Annotated in this window: 17 protein-coding genes; 7 read left to right on the top strand and 10 right to left on the bottom strand. The window is 56.9% G+C overall.

The features are described from left to right. Positions 1–189 precede the first annotated feature (189 nt). From A9Q02_RS06230 to A9Q02_RS06210, 5 genes are all read right to left on the bottom strand, one after another. Positions 190–1,203, bottom strand: coding sequence for a LacI family DNA-binding transcriptional regulator (locus A9Q02_RS06230; RefSeq protein WP_097651486.1), 1,014 nt, complete (start codon positions 1,201–1,203; stop codon positions 190–192). 161 nt (positions 1,204–1,364) lie between these two features. Then, positions 1,365–2,675, bottom strand: a complete 1,311-nt coding sequence (locus A9Q02_RS06225) for a hemolysin family protein (RefSeq protein WP_097651485.1) — start codon at positions 2,673–2,675, stop codon at positions 1,365–1,367. A gap of 87 nt (positions 2,676–2,762) precedes the next feature. After that, a complete protein-coding gene (gene tpiA, locus A9Q02_RS06220; protein WP_097651484.1) occupies positions 2,763–3,515 on the bottom strand; it encodes a triose-phosphate isomerase in 753 nt (250 codons plus the stop codon). A gap of 47 nt (positions 3,516–3,562) precedes the next feature. Then, positions 3,563–4,195, bottom strand: coding sequence for a zinc metalloprotease (locus tag A9Q02_RS06215; RefSeq protein WP_245860407.1), 633 nt, complete (start codon positions 4,193–4,195; stop codon positions 3,563–3,565). A 127-nt stretch (positions 4,196–4,322) separates the two neighbouring features. After that, positions 4,323–6,203, bottom strand: a complete 1,881-nt coding sequence (locus A9Q02_RS06210) for an LpqB family beta-propeller domain-containing protein (RefSeq protein WP_097651483.1) — start codon at positions 6,201–6,203, stop codon at positions 4,323–4,325. A 354-nt stretch (positions 6,204–6,557) separates the two neighbouring features. Here A9Q02_RS06210 and A9Q02_RS06205 point away from each other — a divergent pair, with 354 nt between their 5' ends. Further along, positions 6,558–7,649: an AI-2E family transporter gene (locus tag A9Q02_RS06205; RefSeq protein WP_097651482.1), complete on the top strand. Its 1,092-nt coding sequence runs from the start codon at positions 6,558–6,560 to the stop codon at positions 7,647–7,649. A gap of 12 nt (positions 7,650–7,661) precedes the next feature. Here the strand turns inward: A9Q02_RS06205 and A9Q02_RS06200 are convergent, their stop codons facing one another. Continuing rightward, on the bottom strand, positions 7,662–9,317 hold the full coding sequence (locus A9Q02_RS06200) for a peptide ABC transporter substrate-binding protein (RefSeq protein WP_097651481.1): 1,656 nt from the start codon (positions 9,315–9,317) through the stop codon (positions 7,662–7,664). 4 nt (positions 9,318–9,321) lie between these two features. After that, positions 9,322–9,537 (bottom strand): preprotein translocase subunit SecG, encoded by a 216-nt coding sequence (secG, locus tag A9Q02_RS06195; RefSeq protein ID WP_097651480.1) that lies wholly within the window; start codon positions 9,535–9,537, stop codon positions 9,322–9,324. Between the two features lie 121 nt (positions 9,538–9,658). Here secG and A9Q02_RS06190 point away from each other — a divergent pair, with 121 nt between their 5' ends. Then, positions 9,659–10,816, top strand: coding sequence for an NAD(P)/FAD-dependent oxidoreductase (locus tag A9Q02_RS06190; protein ID WP_097651479.1), 1,158 nt, complete (start codon positions 9,659–9,661; stop codon positions 10,814–10,816). A gap of 300 nt (positions 10,817–11,116) precedes the next feature. After that, the gene (locus A9Q02_RS06185) at positions 11,117–13,306 is read left to right on the top strand and encodes a spermidine synthase (protein ID WP_097651478.1); all 2,190 of its coding nucleotides are present in this window, start codon (positions 11,117–11,119) and stop codon (positions 13,304–13,306) included. Here the strand turns inward: A9Q02_RS06185 and A9Q02_RS06180 are convergent. Then, complete coding sequence (locus A9Q02_RS06180) at positions 13,296–15,278, bottom strand: sensor histidine kinase (RefSeq protein WP_097651477.1); 1,983 nt, start codon at positions 15,276–15,278, stop codon at positions 13,296–13,298. The two genes, A9Q02_RS06185 and A9Q02_RS06180, sit on opposite strands and share 11 nt — an antisense overlap. A gap of 216 nt (positions 15,279–15,494) precedes the next feature. Between A9Q02_RS06180 and A9Q02_RS06175 the strand changes: the two genes are divergently transcribed. The 4 genes from A9Q02_RS06175 (at position 15,495) to A9Q02_RS06160 (ending at position 21,091) form a co-directional block, all read left to right on the top strand. Further along, entirely contained in the window at positions 15,495–15,887 is a 393-nt protein-coding gene (locus tag A9Q02_RS06175) for a CBS domain-containing protein (RefSeq protein ID WP_172450714.1), read from the top strand. A 209-nt stretch (positions 15,888–16,096) separates the two neighbouring features. Then, positions 16,097–17,149: a Holliday junction branch migration DNA helicase RuvB gene (ruvB, locus tag A9Q02_RS06170; RefSeq protein WP_097651475.1), complete on the top strand. Its 1,053-nt coding sequence runs from the start codon at positions 16,097–16,099 to the stop codon at positions 17,147–17,149. 51 nt (positions 17,150–17,200) lie between these two features. Next, a complete protein-coding gene (locus A9Q02_RS06165) occupies positions 17,201–18,031 on the top strand; it encodes an ABC transporter substrate-binding protein (RefSeq protein WP_097651474.1) in 831 nt (276 codons plus the stop codon). Between the two features lie 78 nt (positions 18,032–18,109). Then, positions 18,110–21,091: a hypothetical protein gene (locus tag A9Q02_RS06160; protein ID WP_097651473.1), complete on the top strand. Its 2,982-nt coding sequence runs from the start codon at positions 18,110–18,112 to the stop codon at positions 21,089–21,091. Positions 21,092–21,095: 4 nt separating this feature from the next. Here A9Q02_RS06160 and rraA read toward each other — a convergent pair whose 3' ends face one another. Continuing rightward, the gene (rraA, locus tag A9Q02_RS06155) at positions 21,096–21,569 is read right to left on the bottom strand and encodes a ribonuclease E activity regulator RraA (protein ID WP_097651472.1); all 474 of its coding nucleotides are present in this window, start codon (positions 21,567–21,569) and stop codon (positions 21,096–21,098) included. 23 nt (positions 21,570–21,592) lie between these two features. Further along, positions 21,593–22,447, bottom strand: coding sequence for an AAC(3) family N-acetyltransferase (locus A9Q02_RS06150; RefSeq protein ID WP_216361456.1), 855 nt, complete (start codon positions 22,445–22,447; stop codon positions 21,593–21,595). Positions 22,448–22,554 lie beyond the last annotated feature (107 nt).

The raw sequence follows: 22,554 nt of genomic DNA, 5'->3' as shown, positions 1-22,554 counted from the left end.
GGTACGGATGGCATACATTGCCATGACAGAGCATGCGTGATCGGTGCAACTGGTGATCGAAACCACCTCCTTTCTGAAACATCGCGTATCGTGACGTCGACTGCCCGCCGCCCATACGTTACTCAGGGTGAGGGATGTTTGGCTTGCTGATGCGTCATACGAACAGCATTTTGTTGTTACACAACGTCTTCATCTAGCGATGCGTCGCGTGGTACCACGCGCAATTAATTCAATGGGTAGATATTCGCGTTCAAGCTTGGTCGCCGGGTTCGCTATCCGTTTCAGCAGTAACTCGACCCCGCGTTCGCCACTCTCGAAGAGTAACTGACGAATTGTCGTCAACCCCAGATACTCGGCCACATCAATATCATCAAAGCCGATGACGGAAAGCTGATCAGGTACCGCAAGATTGAGATCCCGCGCTGCTTCGAGCACCCCCATAGCCTGGGTATCACTAGCGGCAAAAAGAGCCGTGGGTGGTTCAGGAAGTTCCAGCAAGTCACGGGCAAGCACGCGCGCCTCATAACGCCCGTGCAAGCCGTGGCGTTGATATTCGTCACGAGGGGGAATGCCTGCGGCTACCAGGGCTTGCTGATAACCCTCCAGTCGATGACGGCTACTGGTAAAGTTAAAACTCATTTCATCAGCAATCAGATCCCCGATAAAACCAATGCGCCGATGGCCCAGGGCAATCAGGTATTCGGTAGCCAGCGCTCCCCCGGCTACATCATCAATGGTCACCCCTGGTAAACTATCGGCATAGGCGTCGATCAAGACTACTGGGAGGCGCGTTTCCTGGAGGGCAAGAACCTCATCGGGTTGGGGGGCAAGCGAGATAATCAACAATCCATCGGCACGCTGGCTGCGTGGCACATCACGCAGGCAGTTATCACGGCGCGCTCGCGTCTCGACATTGAACACAACCAGGGCATAGCCACCGCTTGCCAGGGCTGCCTCGATCCCACGTAAGCGCTCAACGACCGAAGGGCGCGTAAAAAAGGGGGCAATGGTTGCAACCGTTAGGGTTTTGCCAAGGGAGAAGCTACGCGCAATCTGGCTGGGGTTATAGCGCAATTCAGCGATCACATCAAGCACACGCTGGCGGGTTGCCTGGCTTACGAGTGGGCTATTGTTGATCACTCGTGAAACTGTACCAAGCCCAACCCCAGCAACTCGTGCAACATCGCGAATAGTGGCAGCCATGACACCCCCGGTCAATCGTGTCGTCAATGACAGAATGAACCAGTTCTATAATTGGAACTGGTTCCAGTATAGCACGCTTCTTGTGACTGTCAAGCGTTGTTACAGGGCTTACTTGTGGCTGGCGCACAGGTTCATTGCGGGAAATATAGCGCAGACAAGGGTTAGGCCTCGCCTTGGGATTCCTGGCTGATCAAGACTTTGTCAATGCGTAAGCCATCCATGTCAACCACTTCGAAGCGCCATACGTCCCATGTGACATAATTGCCCGTCTTTGGCAACTGGCCGAGCAGGGCGATCACAAGGCCCGCCAGTGTGTCGTAGCGAAACGTCGCTTCGCCAGGCAGTTCTTCGACATCGAGCAAGCTCTTGACTTCATCAATCGCCAGCCCGCCATCAACCAGCCACGAGCCATCTTCACGGCGGACGATCGGTTCCTCTGAAGCTTCATCGAATTCATCATCGATTTCGCCAACGATCTCTTCGAGGACATCTTCGAGGGTCACGACGCCTTCAATGCCGCCCAGTTCACTCACGACGACCGCCATATGGCGGCGATTTTTGCGAAAGGTTGCGAGCAAGATCGAGGCCAGACTATTTTCCGAGACGTAGAGAGGTGGGGCGATGACTTCACGTACCTGTGATGCTTCGCCCTTCCGACGATAGAGCATCAGCAGATCACGGACATGCACGAGACCAACGACCTGATCAGGTGTTTCTTCATACACGGGAAAGCGTGAGTAGCCACTTTCGAGCAACTCATCCAGGACGTCACCGAGCAGCGCATCGGCCTCGACCATTTCGACATCGCGTCGCGGGGTCATAATGTGACGTACTTCGCAGTCACTAAACTTGAAGATGCTCTCGATAAAGAGTTGTTCTTGCAATGCAACTTCGCCGTCCTCAGCACCTTCACGCACCAACGCTTTGATATCTTCCTCGGTGACTCGTTCTTCGGGGGCATTGCGGAGCCCAAAGATCATGAGGATAATACGTGCGATCAGATTGATGCCACCCACGACAGGTGCACTGACCCGCGCAAAGAAGGCAATTGGGCGTGCCATCAACAGCGCATAGCGCTCGGTCTTGATCTCGGCTAGCCGCTGTGGGATCAACTCCCCAAAAATGAGTGTCAAGAGCAGCGCACTTGCGACGACAAGCCCAGTCGCTACCAGCGGGATGCTTGTTTCATCAAGTGATGACCAGGTGTAGACCAGGGGCAGCGCGAGGGTTGCGATCGTGGTGGCACTGAACGCACCGATGAGGATCCCCACGGTTGCGATGCCCACCCGTACAGCTGGGAGAAACTGTTCGGGTTCATCTTGCAACTTCAAGACAAGGTTGGCTGCCTCATCGCCATCTTCGTCGAGTTCCTCAAGTCGAGCCCGACTTGCCGAGAAAATCGCCCATTCTGCACCGACCAGGAGCCCGCGAGCAAGAATGAAACCAACTAACAATGCGACCTCAACGGTCATACCACCTTCCCCTCCGGGGGAACGTTTGGAGAGACACCTGTCTCTCCAAACACAGTCGGATACGGTTCACGTACCCGATTCAGGGCGCTACTGATACTTCACAATCCGCAGAAAACTGCTTGCGGTCAACGATGCCCCACCAACGAGGGCTCCATCAATATCAGCCTGGGACATCAACACATCAATATTATCAGGCTTGACGCTTCCGCCGTACTGAATGCGTACGCCACTGGCGGTCTCACCGCCAAACTGATCCGCGAGCATCGCCCGAATCGCAGCATGCATTGCCTGGGCATCCTCGGGGGTTGCGGTATCACCGGTGCCAATCGCCCAGACGGGCTCATAGGCGACGATGCATTTTGCCATTTCAGTTGGCGTGAGCCCCCCCAGGCTGCCCTGAATTTGGCTACCGACCACAGCTTCGGCCTGCCCGGCGTCACGTTCGGTTTTGGTCTCACCGACACACACAATAGGCGTCAACCCGGCGGTCAGCGCAGCCCGCAGTTTGCGATTCACGCTTGCATCAGTTTCGCCAAAATACTGACGGCGCTCGCTATGCCCCAAGATGACATACTGACACCCCACGTCAACCAGCATGCCAGGTGCAATTTCGCCGGTATAGGCTCCCTGCGTTTCATGATAGACATTTTGTCCGCCAAGGCCAAGGCGGGTACCTACGAGCAACGGACGCAGAGCGTAGAGCGTCGTAAAGGGCGGACAGATCACCACCTCACGACCCTCCAGGCTACTTACCTCGGCCAGCAGAGCTTTGACCAGTTCTACGGCCTCGCCCACCGTCTTGAACATCTTCCAGTTACCAGCAATGATCGGAGTACGCATACTAATCCTTTGTCCACTTGCCGACGACAGCCCAGTGCTGTCGATCGTTAGACTCGAATCCCGAAGGTTAAGAGCAGGGCTATCCCGACGGTTACCGCAAAGACGCGCCAATCCCAGGCGAGAACTTTGGCCCCATCAAAGGGACCGGCAGGAATCATATTGAAGAGCCCGAGCCAGGCATTAATGCGATAGCCAATACGAGCGAGATCAAGGAGGCGCACGCCAAAGATTGCATCACCCGGGGCAACAACCATGCTCATCAGCAGGAACCCAACGGCAAGCACGAGGTTGGTCACCGGCCCTGCCAGCGCAATCAAGCCGCCCTGCCGAGGCGTCAAATAGCCGCGATGCCAGACGGCCCCAGGGGCAGCAATGAAGATGCCGAGAAAAGCAATCCCTATCGAGATCAAGAGCCATCCATTATGTGCAACAAAGTGGGCCTCGGCTCCAAAATTGCGGGCCACTACGCGATGGGCGAGTTCGTGCAGCAAAAAGCCAATGCCACAGGTGAGCGCTGCGATCGCCAGAAAATAGAAAAAGCGACTATTGAAGATTTGCCCCTGCAAAATATAAATTGCAAAGGCCAGCGAGGTGCCAGCCCAGGCTTTGAGCAATTCAAGGTTGTCATTGCGCCCGTACATGCTCATTTCATCGGGCGGCCCGGCAAATATATCACGCACACGTTACTCCTGGATTGCTAAGAACGTGTTTGCATTGTAGCATATTGTGTGTAGAATGTGCTTCTTCCTACGCCAAAACGCCAGCATAGCTGGCGTTTTGGCGTAGGAAGAAGCGCGTCTATTGAGGTTATTGCGCCCAGAGCGGCCAGCGATTCTGTGCCCCATTCGCGGTGAGGCGGGTCAGGTTCTGGCCGTCGACGCCGATGGTGTAGATTTCATAGTTGCCGGTGCGGTCACTTGCAAAGGCCAAGGTGCGGCTATCGGCCGACCATGTTGGTGCTTCGTTGTTGCCTGGCTCGGCAAAGATCCGTGTGCGTCCCGTCGCAAGTTCATAGAGCGCCAGTTGCCAACGACCTTCTTGCTTGATCGAATAGGCCAGGGTGCGACCATCAGGTGCAAGCCGGACATACCGGTTGTCGGTGCCATTGTCGGTGAGCCGTCGAGCGTTCACGAACCGGGCATAAATATAATCCTGCGCATCGTGCCCATAACTGAGTTCAGCTTGATAGAGGTTAAAGCTCCCGTCACAGTTGGCTGTCCAGTAGATCCGTCGTCCATCAGGTGACCACGAAGGTGATTCGTTGACACATCCATCACTGGTCAATTGCACTGGATTATTGCCAGTGATGGATGCGATCATCAACTCTTGACTGCCATTGCCCATCCGATCCGAGACAAAGACCAGCTTGGTTCCATCGGGTGACGCAGCAGCGTTATAGTCGTTCGCTGTGTTGTTGGGCAAATACCCTGGGAAGGGGCCGGGCTCGGGCCAGCCTTTGCCATCACTGTAACTGAGCCGTTTGACCCGGGCATTCCAGGCACGGTCGCCGTCATAGACCGTCACGATATCGAATTCATAGAGTTGACGGAACCCAGTGCCGGCACGCCGCGAGTCACCAAGCAGGCTTTGCTGGCCAGGATCCCAGCTGCGGCGCCACGAGAAGGCCACCGTTTCATGGTCGTTAAAGGTGATCCGCTGGCTTTGCCCATTGCCGTCGTAACGATAGACTTCCCAATGGCTACCGGTGTCAACATTCGAGGCATACACCAAGATCTCACGTGGTTCGGGCGAGACCCAGGGCGTGCCAAGGTGGGGATAGCGCCACTGGAAGTAGTGCTGCCCAACATTGCCCATTTCGACTTTGTACCCAGCCGGGTTCGAGGGGACGTAGGTCAACACGCGGCGCTCGAAGAGTTGCACCAGGACATCCTGTTCAGCATTGCCAATGCGGGCACGTGTCCAGTAGGCATCGGTGATCGGCAAGCCCATCGCAAAGAGCCAGTCGACCACGGGGCCGCGTACGATGCGACCATCAATGACGATCGGTCCTTGCTGGCCCATAAAATCCCAGAAGATCCGGGGGATGTTGTGGCCGGTGACGCTGTTGTACTGCACGATCTCGGTTTCGGGAAGGGCCAGGTCGGGGCGTTGCCCCAGGTTGCCCGCTCGGTCAATGGTCAGGCTGATCCGTTCACCAATTCGCTGGGGGTCACGATAGCCATTGTCAATGGTCGCGACGCCGGCAAAAGAGCCATAGCCTGGCGAGGTAGGGTTGGCGTTGCGCGGATTGCCCGCAACGGGGACATCACTTGGCCCACGCATATCAACATCATACGGGTCATCGCCACGCTGCAACCGACCACTGACCAGTTCTTTGACCAGCAGGCCATTGGTCACACCCTGGGCTTGGCCACCAAAATCACTGGGGTTGTTCAGTTCCATCCGGGCTTTGTCAAAATACTGCACGGTTCTGAGGCCGTTTGTGCCCTGGCGATAGAATTCGGCATAGTCGAACCAGGGTCCTGGCCCCCAATACCACGTTCGCCCTGACCGTACCGCTTCGCTGTCAGTTCGTGTCCAAACCTGCTCGAACCGTGGATCGGCGAAGCGCGTCCGCCCACCGTCGAACGGCGCTGCCCAGGCTGGCACAACGGTAAAGAGCAACACAACAATCAAAGGAGCCGTCAGCAGGGCCATCATACGCTGCGTCAATCGTCTCGTATTCATGGTCTCCTCCTTGTAGCTACATGCGCACAAGTTGCGCTTGCGATCTTGCGATGGGAACACCCATCGCATCCTCACCCGAACATCTTCTTGTGTGTCCTACACAAGAACAGGGTTTGGGGCCTGTGTCGCCTCCGAGTCTCCCCGTAGGTGCTTATCCAGGCGTCTCATCTCTAGTATAGTGAGAAACCTGCGTAAACTGAATGAAGGTTGGTTTTACAAGGGCTTGTACAGACCTGAACATGCGCTGAAGAATGTATCAGGTTCTAGCTAGACATGGGAGCAATGGTATAATGCCCATGAACTTCATTTCCCATTGGCGTAAACCGTATAAGCGCATAGCTCAAGGATCAGGGTATGGCTTTCAAACTGGATATACGTACCTGGTTTGCCTTTGTTGCATTGGGTCCAGCCATCTATGTCGCAATTCAGATCCTGCCCATTTTTCGGAATCTCCTGACCCTTATGATTGTTGCGGCTCTGTTGACGCTCTTGATCAGCCCTGTTGCTGATCGGCTTGAGCGTCGTGGCTTCTCACGAGGGTTTACGGCGGGTGCGACACTTGGTGGGGTGATTGCCATTCTTGCGGCCCTGGTGCTGATGTTGCTGCCCATCCTGTTTGAGAGTCTGCGCCTTCTTTCGGGGGCGTTGACCCGGCTGGCCAATGATCTGCCGGCCCAGCTGGAAACCACCTTTGGCCTCTCTGAGTTTGGGGCCTTTGGCGAACGCCTGGTTGGTGATGCTGCGGCAGCGATTCAGTGGGGGCTTGGGCAGATTGGCGGTACGGTGGGGCAGGTGGGCGCGGTGGGCTTTGCCCTTTTTGTGCTCTTTGTCGTTGTTTTTACGCTGGTCAGCAGCAAAAGCAGTGCCGTCTGGGTCATGCGGCTCTTTTTGCCCGTACGGTATCATCAGCGGACGACCCAACTGACGCATGCAGTCAGTCATGGGCTATCACGCTGGTTTGTGGCCCAGTTGGCGATTTGTGGGTACTACACGATCGCCTATACGATTACGAATCTGATTCTTGGGGTGCCCTATGGGGTGCAGATCGCAGTAGTGAGCGGCTTGCTCGAGTTTATCCCCTATCTGGGGGGCATTGTTGGGATGGTTCTCGGTGCGCTTGCGGCGGCAACGGTCAGTCCAACGCTCGCGGTGCTGACCTTGATCGTGAATGTGATCATCGGAGCCATCGCGGTCTATGTTGTGGCTCCATATGCCTTCTCGAAAGCAGTGGAAGTTCCGGTCGCTTTGATTTTGCTGGGCCTCTTTATTGGCGGTCAGATCGGTGGTTTTTTTGCGGCCTTGCTAACCGTACCAATCATCACGGCTGCTATGGTCATTTTGCGCGAACTGCGCCCCGATCTTCGCCCGAAATCCTCCCCAACTCAGCCATCGTCCGATGTGCCCGTTATACCGGTGGGCCAACCGCGTGATGTGCCAGGTAATTAAGCGGCTATGTGCCTAACGTAGATCGCCCTGGATTTCACGGTAGCTGTCGGTATACCACCGGATCACGGTACGATAACGATCTTCGGTGCCAAAGAGTTGGCGACTGACGGCACTATCAGGGTCGTCAAGCCCTGAGCCGCCTAACTGAGTCTCAGTGGTAAAACGATAGAGGGGTTGATAAAGCGTAATGGCAGGAACAAGCTCGATCCAGCGTTGCTGAAACGTGACATAATCGGCAATGCGAGCGGCTAGCTCCTGCTCGGTGCGTGCTCGCCGCAGGAGAATATCAATCTCGCGGTTTTCGAGCCCAGTCACATTCAGTTCACTGCTCGAATGCCAGAGCAGATAGGGATCGGGATCAGGCCCAAGCCGTGCCCAGCTATGGAGCGCAAGCGTGAAATCGCCTGTGCGCAGTCGCCGTTGGAGGGTTGCGCTCTCTAGTTCAACCACTTCAATCGTCAACCCTAGTTCGGCCCATTGACGTGCTATCTCATTGGCGGCCGCAATTCGGCGTGGTTCGCTGTCCACCAGCAGACTCGCCGTCACAGGAACGTCATTATCCGTCAGCAAGCCCTGGTCATTGAGCGCATACCCAAGGTCGCTGAGCATAGTTGCCGTGCGTGCAGGATCGGCGTCATACCAGGTGAGCTCGGGGGCGGCCGCCCATGATCCGTTCAAGATGGGTGTATCGAGCCGCACAACACTGCTGTTGAGGGCCTCTTCAATCAGGAGATCTTTGTCGAGGCCATGGGCAAGCGCTTGCCGAAAGCCGATATCATTAAAGGGGTAGGTACGAAGATTAAAGCTGAGTACCGTATAATCATCAAGCGGAACGACGTTACTGCGGAGGTTGCTTGCAGACGTAACGCCTGGCTGCCCAAGGGCCGTCCGTTCGCCGTACGCAGTCACCGTACCGCGCGATAGCGCTGCCTGGGCTGCGGCAGGGGCGGCAAGAAAGCGCAGTTCAATCCGGTCGAGGTAGGGGCGCCCGTTCGCATAGGCCTCATTTGCTTCGAGCAAGGCGTGCTCTTCATTGAGCTCGATCAGCCGATACGGCCCGCTACCGACGAGTTGTTCAGCAAAAGCCGAACTGGCCCACTGGTCAGGCGGTAGGCCAAAGAGCAAGTGGGCTGGGAGGATCGGCACGCGCGCAAAACTCAAAAACGAGGCGAACGGTTCAACAAGGGTAACCCGCACCGTATAATCGTCAAGGCGATCCACGAGTAAGGAACGCCACGCCTCGGCCACCCCTGGTTCACCTGGCTCTTCGAGGATCTGCAGGGTACGCAGGGTGAAGACGACATCATCAGCGGTGACTGGCTGCCCATCGTGCCAGGTGGCATTGCGCTGGAGCCTGAAGAGATAGGTTGTTCCCGTGGCATCAAGCTCATAGGACGCGAGGCCTGGTTCGAGCAGTCCATCGGCCCCAATCCGTACCAGAGTATCAAAAATCAGCGCAATGAGGTCACGTCCTACGGGATCAGTCAGCGGGTTGTTGAGCAGTGGAATGGGCAGTTGTGGGCTGCCTACTACTGCCTCGATATGCGCCCCCCCCTCGAGTGGGCTTGCCACCGAGGTGGTCGTGAGGGCAAGCCGCCCGAGTAGGCCCGTCACAAGCAGAATGCTCAGGGTCGCAATAACGAGTTGCCAGCGAATGCGACGCGCCATAGCTTTAGAAGATCGGTAGGCTGGTGAGCAGCGCGAGCATCAAAAAGACGACGCTCAACACAATCGTAGCCTGATGCATGGTCTTCTCTAGCCCGCGACGGGTGCGATAGATCGAACTCGTATCGCGATTTGCCATCCCAAGCGAGCGTGCCTGCAACACCACCAGCGTAATAAGCACGATGCTGACGATAATCATGGAAAAATAGAGCGCAAGCTCCACGTTTCTTTTCTCCATACTAGACGATGAACCAAACTTTTCTTAGTATACCACATGCACCGTGTATAATATTTCAGCGGGTGTGTCCTGCTTATGTGTCCTGGGAAAGGCGGGGTGTGACACTATGGCAAGAGGTGCGCAGGTTGTGATCATCGGCGCCGGCGTGATCGGGTCGAGCATTGCCTATCATCTGGCAATACGGGGCTGTACTGATGTGTTGATCCTGGAGAAGGAGGAAGCAGAAATTAGTGGCAGTACGGCCCGTTCGGCGGCGGGGGTGCGACATCAGTTTTCGAATACGACCAATATTTTGCTCTCGCGCCATAGTATTGAGAAGTTGCGCGTTTTTGATGAGGAGGTGGGCGGCCATGCCGAGTTACATCAGGTGGGGTATCTCTTCCTTGTCAATGATCCGGTTACCTGGCAAGAGTATCAACGCAATGTTGCCCTGCAGCGTGAGCTTGGTGTCCGCGTTGAAATTCTGACTCCCGATGAGGCAGCCCGGTTTGTGCCACGGATGCGCACTGACGATCTGCTCGGGGCGACGTTTGGCCCTGATGATGGTTATTGCGATCCATACGGAATCGCCCTCGGCTACTTACGGGCGGCCCAGCGTCTGGGGGTACGTTTGCAGCGTGCGACTCAGGTGACTGGTTTCGACTGTGTCGAGGGGCGCGTCGTTGGTGTACAGACGACGCAAGGCCCGATTGCCTGCGATATGGTCGTCAATGCGGCCGGCCCCTGGGCCGGTGAAGTAGCTGCACTCGCCGGCCTCGATGTACCGGTGCGTCCCTATCGGCGCAATATCTATATGACGACGCCCTTCCCGCAGATTCCTGGGCCTATTCCACTGATCATTGACGTTGGCTCTGGTTTCTATATGCGCCACGAGGGTGCCGGGATCTTGATGGGCAAATCGAATCTCGAAGAGCCGAGTAGCTTTAATCAGACCGTTGATTGGGACTGGCTTGATCATGTGCTCGAAGTCGGTCTCGCTCGTTTCCCTGTGCTTGAAGAGGCTGGCCTGGCTGAAAGCCAGTGCTGGGCGGGCCTCTATGAAATTACGCCTGACCATAATCCGATCCTTGGCTATCATCCCGATCTGCAAGGCTATCTTGATGCCAGTGGCTTTAGCGGGCATGGTATTATGCATGCGCCGGCTACCGGGATGCTGATTGCTGAGGAAATTCTTGATGGGCGAGCTCAGACGATCAACATTGATGAGTTGCGGATCAGTCGTTTTCGCGATGGCGCGGCACGGATTGAACGCAATGTGATTTGACGTTGTTCTCAGGCTGCATGGGGGCACAGCCCCCATGCAGCCTGACTGTTCGGGTGCCAGCATATGGGGTTACGCCATCGCCATGTTTGGCGCAGGATGGCCCAGAACTGGGTTCCCGCGTGCGCGGGAACGACACGGTGGGCCGTACCCATGTCATGCCCGCAGAAGCGGGCATCCAGCGGATGGTCGCGGTTGTCCAGGCCGTGCCGTGGGTGGACGTGGGGGTGAAATCCTTTGGGGCTGCAGGCATCCCAAACCCCCAGCCGGAAGCGTACGTTCGGCTAGTGAGGAGTAGCCTCGATGCGCGTGGTCTATACTATTACGATTTTTGTTAGCGCGCTGCTGCTGTTTCTGCTTCAGCCGATGTTCGCCCGGATGATATTACCTCTGCTTGGCGGTACGCCAGCCGTCTGGAATACCGCGATGGTCTTTTATCAGAGCATGCTGCTCGTCGGCTATGCCTATGCGCATCTGACGATCCGTTGGCTCGGGGCACGCCGTCAGGCAATGGTGCATCTGGTGGTGATGGTGTTGCCTCTGGTGACGCTGCCGATTGCTGTTCCTGCGGGTTGGTTGCCGCCCACCGAGGCAAATCCGGCGTTCTGGGTGCTGGCGCTGCTGGCGGCTGCGGTTGGCTTACCCTATTTTGTTGTGTCGACGAGCAGTCCCCTCTTGCAGGCCTGGTTTGCCACCGCTGGCCCGCGGGTGGGCAGTCCTTATACGCTCTATGCTGCCAGCAACCTCGGCAGTATGCTGGCTTTGCTCAGTTACCCCGTGCTGCTTGAGCCATATGTACGCCTTGATCAACAGAGTTTGCTCTGGTCGATTGGGTATGGCGTGCTCGTCTTGCTCGCCCTCGCCTGTGCGCTGGTGCTCTGGCGATTACCGGTTGTGGTGCCCCCATCGGGTGATCTTGCTGCGCCCTCGGTTGAGCAAGGGCCAACCTGGCGGCAACGTGGCCGTTGGGTCTTGCTCGCGAGTGTGCCTTCGAGTCTGCTTTTGAGTCTGACGACCTATGTGACGACTGATCTGGCGGCAATTCCATTGCTCTGGGTCTGGCCGTTAGCGCTCTACCTCTTGACCTTTACGTTGGTGTTTGCCGCTCGCCCACCGCTTCCACACTGGCTGATGGTGCGGGCGATGCCGATTCTTGTGTTGCCCCTTTTTGTGACGATTGTGGCACAGGCGACGCAGCCCTTTGGTCTCTTGCTGGCGCTGCATCTCGGGGTCTTTTTTGTGGTTGCGATGGTCTGTCATGGTGAACTGGCTGCGGATCGCCCTGCTCCGCGGTACCTGACTGAATTTTATCTCCTGATGTCGGTTGGTGGGGCGCTTGGTGGCATCTTCAATGCGCTCATCGCGCCGACGATTTTTGTGACGATTCTGGAATACCCGCTGGCGCTGATCCTGGCGGCCCTGTTGTTGCCCGTGATGACGGATGAGGCTACTACGTCGATGATTCCGCGCCAGCAACGTCTCAACGATGTCGCGATGCCGCTTGGTCTTGGTCTGCTTACGTCCGTCTTGATCATCGCTGGTCAGCGGTTTGGCATCGTTGGTTCAACCGGGTTGATGGTAATGCTTGGTATTCCCGCGTTGATTGGTTTCAGTTTCTCACGGCGTCCCCTCCGCTTTGGACTTGGGTTGCTTGCTCTGCTTGTGGCTGGTGCGCTCTTCAATCCTGGCAACGGCGACCAGATCTATGCCCAACGTACCTTCTTTGGGGTTCACCGGGTGTTGTTAGAGCCAGGGGGGGGCTACCATGTGCTCGTGCATGGCAATACCAAACATGGGTTGCAGAGTCTCGATCCAGCACGTCAGGCTGAGCCATTGAGCTACTATACAACGAGTGGCCCACTTGGGCAGATTTTTGCGGAACGGCAGGATCGGTCTGATCTGCGGGTGGGCGGGGTAGGTATGGGAACCGCCTCGATGGCCTGTTATGCGCGGCCCGGGCAGACCTGGACTTTTTACGAGATCGATCCGGAAGTGATTGCCATTGCCCGTGACACCGATCTTTTCACCTTTCTTAGCACATGTTTGCCCGATGCTCTGATTGTCCCTGGTGACGCTCGGCTCTCGCTCCAGCAGACCGATCGCATTTATGATCTGCTGGTACTTGATGCCTATTCATCTGATGCGATTCCGATCCATTTGATCACCCGTGAAGCCCTGCAGCTCTACCGTGACCGGCTTGCCGACGATGGCTTGCTGGCTTTTCATATTTCCAATCGCTTTTTTGATCTTGAACCGGTACTGGCCAAGCTTGCTGACGACGCAGGGATGATCGCGATGATTCGCCACGATCTGACGGTGACGCCCGAACAGTATGCATCAGGACACTGGCCGTCGAGTTGGGCCGTGCTCGCCGCCTCCGAGGCTGACCTTGGTCGCCTGCGTGATGATCCGCGCTGGCGACGTGCGGTTGCTTCGCCGCAGACCCCCCTCTGGACCGACGATTTTGCCAGTGTACTCAGTGTCATGAAGTAGGTTTGCAGCGTTGATACGGCAGCATAACGGTAAAACAACTGCCCTGACCAAACATACTCTCTACCGTGACGGTGCCACCATGCAATTCTGCCAGACGGCGTACGAGGGTAAGCCCGAGGCCGGTGCCATCGTGTTGCCGCCTCAGTCCGCCATCGAGTTGGGTAAAGGGTTGGAAGAGGCGTTGCATATCCTCAGGCTGGATGCCCATACCAGTATCACGCACGGCAAAATAAAAGCCGGTCTGGTCAGCGGAGACACCAGCTTTGAGGGTGACTTGGCCACCGCTGGGTGTGAATTTCACCGCATTCGAGAGCAGGTTGACCAGAACCTGTTTGAGGCGCTTGGGGTCAGCGGCCAGTTGAATTTTGCCATCCTCTTCACGTACCTCAATGTGCAACGTCAGTTGCTTCTTGCGGGCCGTCTCTTTGACAAACTGCATGCTTGCCTGGCACAATTCGATGACCGGGAAAGGGCTGATCTGCAAATCGAGGCGCCCGGCCTCAACCTTTGAGAGATCGAGGATATCATTGATCAACGTGAGCAGATGCTTGCCACTGACTTCAATATGATGGATCGCCTCTTGCTGGCGTTCATTGAGCGACCCTCGTAGCCCTTCGAGCATGCTCTCGCTCAGGGCCAGGATCGCGTTCAACGGCGTGCGCAATTCGTGACTCATCGTGGCGAGAAACTCATCTTTGGTACGCAGAGCGCGCGCCATTTCGGCGTTGGCGAGCAATTGAGCCTGCTCGGCCTTTTTGCGCTCAGTATTATCGAAAATCGTTGTCCGGCTCATCACAAAATTACCGGCCTCATCTGGAATCGCAATGGCACTCACAAGCACGGGAAACGTGGTTCCATCTTTACGGAGCAAATCGAATTCGAGATCTTTGATCCAGCCCTGAGCTTTCAAGATCGGAAAGGACTGTTGGAAGGTGGGTACGCTGTGTGGGGCGATGATTTTGCTCATATGCTGCCCAAGCAGTTCTTCGTGGGTATAGCCGAGCCATGCCAGTTCCGTCTGATTGACCATCAAAATATTGCCCTCGGCATCAAGGGAATGGTAGCCATTCGGGGCGCGATCATAGAGATCTTGCACCTCGGCGGTGCGCTTGCGTACCAGTGCTTCGAGGTTTTGATTCAGATTGCGCAGCTCTTCCTCGCTTGCGCGTAGTGCGAACTCGGCCACTTTGCGTTCGGTAATATTCTCAAAAGTGGCGTATACCTGATAGGCGGTGCTGTTGCCTGGTTTGAAGAGCGGGATGGCATTGATCCTGATCCAGTTGGTTTTGTCGATGAGGGGATTATAGATCCCCATCACGATATTGTAGACGGGTTGGCCGGTACGTAAGGCAATGCTGACCGGATGCGTCTCACCCGGAAAGGGCGTACCATTTTCATAGATCGCCTTCCAGCGCGGATCACGTGGGGTTCTTCCGCGTAGTTGGTCGAGGGTCAGGCCAAGGATGCGCTGTGCGGCTGGATTCGCGTCAATAATGTAGCCATCGGGGTGGAGGTAGACAACTCCTTGCACCATTGTCTCGAAGAGCAGGCGATGACGTTCTTCACTCTCACGTAAAGAGAGTTCCGACTGCTTCCGTGCGGTGATATCAACAAGCTGTAAAATCAGGAAGCGCTCATGCTTCAAGACCAGGTACTCGCCAGAGATCAGGGCATGACATTGCCCGCCCCCCTTTTGGCGTAGCACGGCCTCAAACCCATCAATTTTCCCCTGTGCATCGAGGTGATCCATGAGGCGCTGGCGCTGGTCTGGTTCCTCCCAGAGGTCGAGTTCCATCGCAGTTCGCCCAAGTGCCTCTTCGCGGGTATACCCAATGATTTTCATCCAGGCAGCATTCACTTCGACAATCACGCTATCCTGGATGCGGGTGATGACAATGCCAATTGGACTATGATAAAATATGGCTGCAAAGCGGGTCGTGGCATCAGCGTCATACTCTTGTTGCTCATTCATAGTCTATGCTTTTCTCTTCTTTGCCTGGATAGTTGCTTAATGATAACACTACCTTAATGCTTCTTATCACCGAAATGGCCAATACCGGTCTACGATATTTAGTAGACCTGGAGTAATCATGTAGATATGCAAACAAGAGGCGGAGACTTCGCGTTTGATTCTGTTCGGATGGTGATATCTGTAGCGTTGTGCCCGCTGCCAGAAAGGAACGAGACCATGCTGGTCCGCGATCGTATGAGTGCCCATCCCGTTACGATTGAGCCCGAGTCGAGCGCATTGTCAGCGCTTGGCATTATGCAGTACCATCACCTTCGCCATTTGCCCGTTGTCGACCCGACCGGTCGTTTGGTCGGCATCCTGGCCGAGCGTGACCTGCTGCTTGCGGCATCACGTCATCTGCACGCCGGAATGGAAGTCTCAGAAGTGATGTCACGCGACGTTGTTGTTGTCCGTCCCGAGACACCGCTGGCCGAGGCTGCTTTGTTGATGGCCAATCATCACTTTGGAAGTTTGCCCGTAACTGATGCTGAGCAAACCATTGTGGGTATTGTAACCGAGAGTGATATTTTCCGGGCCTTCGCTGATCTTGATGCTCGCGTCAAAGCATAGCTCTGTTGGGAAACAACAAGATGGGGTAAATGAGTCGTTGCGAGTACCAATTCGTTTGGCGCTTCGCAATGTCTTGCTTGCCCTATCTTTTTGCGTTACGGTGCCTTCAAGTGTTATTGGGATGAGCGCCCGCTGATGGTAGAGATTGTGGTATGCTAAGACTCTCCTGGCGATGATAGTCGTCAACAGCAGATCGCAGCGAGGTTCGGATGGAGCAGCAAGATCGACTCGTTAGCCCCAGGTCTGATGGGGACGATCCGCAGGTTGAAAAGAGTCTGCGCCCGCGCAGTCTGGCCGAATTTATTGGTCAGGAGAAGGTTGTTGCGCAACTGCGTATTGCGATTATGGCGGCGCGTGCGCGTGGCGAGCCCCTGGATCACACTCTCTTTTATGGGCCTCCTGGCCTTGGTAAAACGTCGCTCTCGAATGTGATTGCGCACGAGATGGGGGTCAAGATCAAGGTGACGAGTGGCCCGGCCATCGAACGGGCCGGTGATCTCGCTGCGTTGCTCACCAATCTCCAGAAAAATGATATCCTCTTCATTGATGAGGTACACCGCCTTAATCGGGTTGTTGAAGAGGTACTCTATCCGGCGATGGAGGATTTTGCCCTCGATCTGATCGTCGGTAAAGGGCCAAGTGCGCGTAGTTTGCGCCTCAAATTGCCTCGTTTCACCGTGATTGGGGCCACGACGCGACTTGCCTTGCTGACTTCGCCGCTCCGCGATCGTTTTGTTGCGCCCCATCGCCTTGAGTTTTATACCGATACGGCGATGTGCGAGATCGTCGTTCGTTCGGCGCGCATTCTTGAGGTTCCGATCACGGCTGAGGCTGCGCTGGAAGTGGGCCGTCGGGCTCGTGGTACGCCCCGTATTGCCAATCGTCTGTTGCGTCGCTTGCGCGACTATGCCCAGGTTGTCGCCGAGGGGCAGATCGATCTTGAGGTGGCACGAGCGGCCCTTGCTCAGCTTGAAGTCGATGATCTTGGCCTTGATGAAAATGATCGCCGCTTGCTGCGGGCGATTATTGAACTCTTCAATGGTGGTCCCGTCGGGCTCTCGACGCTCGCCGCTGCCCTTGCCGAAGAGGTTGATGCCATTGAGGATGTCTACGAGCCTTTTTTGCTTCAGCTTGGTTTCCTCCAGCGCACTCCCCGTGGCCGCATTGCGACGCGCCGTGCCTTTGAGCACCTCGGTTTGCCGTTCCCCGAGAAGACGCTTTCGTCGCCTGATGACAATGATTTGCAGCCCCGCCTCTGGTAAAAGCCCCCTGCCTGAGGCTTCGCACCAGAGGCCAGCAGCGATGAGGATGCGATGATACGAGCGGGCGTTGTTCGTCATTGGATGGTTGATCTCTTGGCCCTGGCGGTGTTGTGTGGGTATGGCGGGCTCGTCTGGCTTGTTGCTGGGGGCGCACAGGGAACGGCGTCGGTTGCGCTTGACCCTGTGATGGCGGCAGCCCGGGAACGTGGCACGCTTCGCATTGCCGTAGATGTCGGGGTGTTACCCTTTGCTGATCAGCAGGGCGAGCGTCTGGTCGGCTACGATATTGAACTGGTCGAGATCGTTGCTGCGCGGATGGGGCTTGCCACCGAGTTTGTGCCAACCGGCTTTGATGGCCTCTATGATACGCTGACAAGTGGTCGCGCTGATCTGGTTGCTTCGGCGCTTGTCTATGCCCCTGAACAGGGTTTTCGCGCACGCTTTTCTTCCTTCTATTTTGACGCCGGGCAGATGCTCCTTGTCCCTGAGGCGGGGCCAGTGCGCAAGCGACGCGATCTTGCCGGGCGCACCGTGGGGGTTGCGCTGGGAAGCGATGCTGATGCCTTGGCCCGAGGCCTGGTGCGCGATGGGCTCACGATGCACCTTGTTTCAGCGTATGACGAGCCAGCCGATGCAGTCGCAGCGTTGCAGGCAGGCTATCTTGAGGCCGTGATGGTTGATCATATGACGGCGCTTGCGGCCATCCATGCGCATCCAGAGCTTCGCATTGCCGAAGCATTGAGCTTTGAGCCTCTGGTGCTGGCGATGCCGCGCTCGGCGTTTCAGCTTGAAGCCGATATCAACCGCATCCTCGCCGACCTCCGCCGGGAAGGTATTTTGATGACCCTTGAGCAACGCTGGTTTGGCTCGGATCGTCCGTAGGGGCGCGGGTGCTGCGCCCCTGCGTTGCTGCTCTGTGCTACAATAGAAAAAGGGGATCTATAGGCATAGTGTAGATGCATGGATAGCAATTCGCAATCAGGTGGTCGACATGGTGGGGGCGATCTTGTTACCGCCCTGCAACAGATTGCCCGCCAACGCACGCGCAACGAGTCGCCGTTGCTTGCCGTGCAAACCTTTGCGAAACGTGCAGGGGTGCGCATTTCCCACTTGCCGATTCACCAGCATCTGGAACAGGCCTGGATCCGTGTTGTTGGTGAACCGTTTCATCAGCATCAGGCGCTGGCGCTCGCGTCCTTGCGTCGTGGTGAACCGTTGGCTCTTATGGGCGGCGCTTCTGCCGAGCAAACGCTCTCGCTGCTGCTGACCGAGTATGTGCGTGACACTTCCCCTTCGACTGCGCTGGTGCTGGTTCCCGATGATCTAAGCGCAACCCATTATGCTGCCGATCTCGTCCGGTTGACCGCAGCGTTACCCGAGCCGTTGCGTGTGGGTATCGCCGCCGGAGCCGGTGTGCGCAACGCGATGGCGGCTCAGGTGATCGTGGCGACGCCTGCAATGCTGCATCAGCGCCTCTTGCGTCACCATGATCGCGCCTGGATGGCCTTCTGGTCGCGGTTACGCACGGTGGTTTTACTCAGCGCTCATGCCTATACCGGTGTTGCTGCTGCCCACCTTGAGGCTCTGTTGCTCCGTGTGCGCCGTTTGAGCCCTGCAGGTTCTAACCTCCAGTATATGGCCACGATGGCGCCTGTTACCGGGGCAGAAGAGGCGCTCGCTACGATGAGTCGGGTCGCCTGGCGTGTTATTTCCGCCCACGATACCCTCTCACCAGAGGTGACGCTCGCGGTCTGGCGCACGGGTGCCGAACGGATGCGCGATCTCGTGGCGCTCACCCTTGGGCTCGCTCGTACTGGAACTTCGCTTCATGTGACCTGCCCTGCGTTTGAATTGGCGCTTGTGCAGTCTGTTGTTGGTCAGGATGAACCAGCGGTGAGTATCGGCTTGCATGCTGTGCCTGCCGAGGTGCAGATCTTTCCTAGTCTGAGTGGTGTTGCTGCCTCACTCCGTGCAGCGCTGGATCGCACGCGGCTGATTGTCTTGATGCTCGGTGATGATCCTGCGGAACATATGCTCGTACGGATGGCAATGCAGAATCAGTTTCCCTTGCTCGATGGTCAGCCTCCTGTATGGATTGTTGCCCCTGGCAATAGCTATATCGAAGCCCAGCATCTGTTGTGTGCCGCCAGCGAGCAGCCGTTGCATGCCGCTGAAGTGGCGGAAGAGTGGCAGTCAATGCCTATGGTGCAGCGTTTGCAACAGCAGGGTCGGCTCCGTATATTGCCAGGCTCTGCCCAGATGTGGCAACCTGCTGCTGGGCCGCAAGATCCCTATGCTGCCTTCACTGTGCAGAGCGTTGAGGGTGAAGTCGCCCATCTTGTGAGCTCCCAGGGTACGGATCTCGGTTCGGTCACGATGGCGCTGTTTGACCGCTGGGGTGCGGTCAATGCGGTCTTGCCCCCCTTTGGCCGTGGCTATCGTGTGCTCGAGCGCGATGAAGTGAACCTTGTGCTGACGCTGAGTACGGCCTACGAGTCGCGCCGTACGATGCCGCTGCGCCGGTGTAGTGTGCATGTGCGCGAGCGCCGTGAACAGCGTGTGATCCGGGGCCTCGATATCGCCTGGGGGCGGGTGACTGTTGATGAGGAGATCTATGCCCTACGCGAAGCCAATGCCAGCAATGTGATCACACAGGTGCCGTTGGCCGAGCCAATTATGGGGAAGTGGACCGCCCCGGCGCTCTGGATTGATCTGGTAAATGGGATCAAGGCCGAGGGTCAGGTGATGGGTTGGTCGCTCGTGCTGGCGCTGCCGCTTGCTACCCTTGCTTCGATCTACGATCTTGTGCCTGCATATGATGAAGAAGCCCGCAGGCTCTATTTTGTTGATACCGAAGCAGGTGGCAATGGGGTCGCTTACTGGCTCTATCAGGCGCTTGAAACGCTCTTGCCGCTTGCCTATGATATTGTGAATCAGCGTGGCCTTGATCCGCTCTTCGAGCCGGTGGCTCGTGCCGATAAGGATTGGTTGCTTGCCTTGCTTGCCGGTGGTCAGGCAGTTGCGCTGCCCCAGCCACGTTCTGGCGTGCGTCCTCAGTCGGTGCCCCCGTTCCCTGCTCAGTCTTCGCCCCCTGCCCGTTCGCCGCATCGTCCAGCCGCGATCCCCCCGACCGATGTGCGGCGCACTGCCGCCTCATCCGTGCCCCCCCCGGGTGGCGGGGCGTCCGGCGAGTCGCTCGCGCCGGTGCATGAGGAGTTGACCGGGCCGTCGGGTGGCGGGGCGTCCGGCGAGTCGCCCGCGCCGGTGCATGAGGAGTTGACCGGGCCGTCGGGGGGCGTAAGTGAGCCGGGTAGCGAAGCGTCGGTTCTCATCTCGCCGCAAACACCTGCTGACGAACCGGATCGGGCACGTGAGTCGCCGCCGCCGTCCCGGACACGTTCATCAGGCAAAGCCCGGACCTCGCCGCCTTCATCCTCCTCGCCAGCACGTAAACAGCCGAAGTCAGATGCGAATGCGGCTACGCCAGAAGGAGAAGGCACGGCCCCGCGTATGCCACGCAGTCGCCGTGCCCAGGCTGATGCACCTTCTAAAGCGGCTCCTCCAGCGAGTCCGCCTACGCGACCTGCGCCACCACAAGAACCGCCTGTGCCACCACCGCCCAAACCATTGTCTGAACCACCACCTGTTATGCCTGACGCGGCCGCGATGGTGGAACGGCTACGGCGTATGCGTCAGCAACAGGAAGCTCAGAAGCAGAAGCAGACAACACCATCTCTGCCATCTTCGTCGAGCTTCGAGCCAATTGAACCGCGGTTTCTCCCTGGTGACCAGGTGCTCTGCAATCCTTATGGGGAAGGCGAGGTTCTTGCCAGCCGGATCGAGGATAATCGTGAAATCCTTGTTGTCGCCTTTCCCATCTATGGACATCTCACGATTGATGCCATCGTGAGTGCGGTACGGCTTGTTCAGGCACGCAGCTAACGTGTCATAACTTATAATCGCTGACAATGACCCCATCGGCATCAGCATAGAGATACGCCCCTGGCTTGAGGGTAAGACCGGCGAGGTGCAGCGTTCCGCTGCGGGTACCCTGACCTCGTTTGATACTGCGTCGTGGATGTGGAGCGAGAGCCAGGATGCCCAGGGGCATATGTGCAAGGTCTTTGGTATCACGGACACAACCGTGAATCACCACACCGACCCATCCATTTTTTATACCCAGGGCCGCTAACTGGTCACCGAGCAACGCACAACGTAGCGACCCGCCGCCATCAACAACGAGCACATGCCCTTCGCCGGGTTCTTCGAGGATCGTCCGCACCAGCGCATTATCTTCAAAGACCTGCAGCGTTTCGATTGGCCCGCTAAAGACGGTTACGCCACCAAAATGACGCCACATTGGTTCACCGACCTGCACCTCGGGATTGGTGTCGGAAAGATCAGTCGTCTTGAACGTCATTGACTCCTCCTTACTTCTATATTCTATTGCGCCTCTGCGTTAAAACCGTCTCTCTCGTCAATCCGCAACCGTTCCATCCAGGCTACCGCATAATCAACGAGAGGCCGCTGTGGTACCAGGATACCCGTCCCTACTCCCACGGCACCGCGCCGTTCGAGGCCAGTCGCTTGGGCAAAATCAGCCCCGATCTGGGCAAAATCGTGGTCATTCCAATCAAGATCAGTCCAGGTCACCCATTGTCGTTGCCCATCCACCAGAATGGGCGCACCGGTTATGATCTTTTGTTTCTGCGGAAAATTAGCGCGGTACTCGGCCAGATGGAGCGACGTATTGTTGGCGTGGCCGACACCGAGCAGCAACACAAATCCAGCGCACTCGTACAGGCGCGCTAAGGGCGAGCCTTCGCCGAGATTGACCTGATACGTATGATCGGCCACAATCCACTCGGCGTGGCGACCCCATGCAGCGAAAGAGACCTGAGGATGCTGACTCCGTACGACGCCTGGTTGGCGACGAAAGGTTTCGGCGATCGTCCCCATCCGACGTGACGGAGTGAGCGCCGGATCATAGGCGGGCATATGGTCACGGATCACCGGCCACCAGGGTTCGGGGACGGGTGGAGCCACCCAGGCCGCAGGATCGGAAAGATCGGCGCTATGGGTTGGCATCACCAGGGTGCCCGTGTTGCCCAGAACCTCTTCGAGGGCCAGGATGACCGCAACCGGTCCCCCACAGACCCACCCCAAGCGACTCAAACTTGCATGCACCAGCACGGTCATACCGGCTTGCAGGCCGAGTCTACGCAGATCGTCACAGAGTCTTGCAACTGTAACCGGCATACCAACTGACTGACGTATTGCTTCTTCCTCGCGCATCATGTGTGTGCTATCCTGGTTATTGGTCTGCCAACGAAGTTTCCCGCCTAGTTAGGCCAATTCCTGTTGACAATGCTGGATGTACGTTGCTGGGCATCCTACACGGTGAT

Source organism: Candidatus Chloroploca asiatica, from assembly GCF_002532075.1.
GTDB classification, from domain to species: Bacteria; Chloroflexota; Chloroflexia; order Chloroflexales; family Chloroflexaceae; genus Chloroploca; species Chloroploca asiatica.
Note: the sequence above shows the minus strand (reverse complement) of the source record. Positions and strands in the feature narration are given on the sequence as shown.

Coding starts and splice junctions, on each gene's coding strand:
- ruvB (WP_097651475.1), top strand. CDS start 16,097: ATGGAGCAGCAAGATCGACTCGTTAGCCCCAGGTCTGATGGGGACGAT.
- rraA (WP_097651472.1), bottom strand. CDS start 21,569: ATGACGTTCAAGACGACTGATCTTTCCGACACCAATCCCGAGGTGCAG.
- A9Q02_RS06190 (WP_097651479.1), top strand. CDS start 9,659: ATGGCAAGAGGTGCGCAGGTTGTGATCATCGGCGCCGGCGTGATCGGG.
- A9Q02_RS06175 (WP_172450714.1), top strand. CDS start 15,495: ATGCTGGTCCGCGATCGTATGAGTGCCCATCCCGTTACGATTGAGCCC.
- A9Q02_RS06165 (WP_097651474.1), top strand. CDS start 17,201: ATGATACGAGCGGGCGTTGTTCGTCATTGGATGGTTGATCTCTTGGCC.
- A9Q02_RS06180 (WP_097651477.1), bottom strand. CDS start 15,278: ATGAATGAGCAACAAGAGTATGACGCTGATGCCACGACCCGCTTTGCA.
- A9Q02_RS06160 (WP_097651473.1), top strand. CDS start 18,110: ATGGATAGCAATTCGCAATCAGGTGGTCGACATGGTGGGGGCGATCTT.
- A9Q02_RS06230 (WP_097651486.1), bottom strand. CDS start 1,203: ATGGCTGCCACTATTCGCGATGTTGCACGAGTTGCTGGGGTTGGGCTT.
- A9Q02_RS06200 (WP_097651481.1), bottom strand. CDS start 9,317: ATGGCGCGTCGCATTCGCTGGCAACTCGTTATTGCGACCCTGAGCATT.
- A9Q02_RS06150 (WP_216361456.1), bottom strand. CDS start 22,447: ATGATGCGCGAGGAAGAAGCAATACGTCAGTCAGTTGGTATGCCGGTT.
- A9Q02_RS06210 (WP_097651483.1), bottom strand. CDS start 6,203: ATGAATACGAGACGATTGACGCAGCGTATGATGGCCCTGCTGACGGCT.
- A9Q02_RS06225 (WP_097651485.1), bottom strand. CDS start 2,675: ATGACCGTTGAGGTCGCATTGTTAGTTGGTTTCATTCTTGCTCGCGGG.
- A9Q02_RS06185 (WP_097651478.1), top strand. CDS start 11,117: ATGCGCGTGGTCTATACTATTACGATTTTTGTTAGCGCGCTGCTGCTG.
- A9Q02_RS06205 (WP_097651482.1), top strand. CDS start 6,558: ATGGCTTTCAAACTGGATATACGTACCTGGTTTGCCTTTGTTGCATTG.
- tpiA (WP_097651484.1), bottom strand. CDS start 3,515: ATGCGTACTCCGATCATTGCTGGTAACTGGAAGATGTTCAAGACGGTG.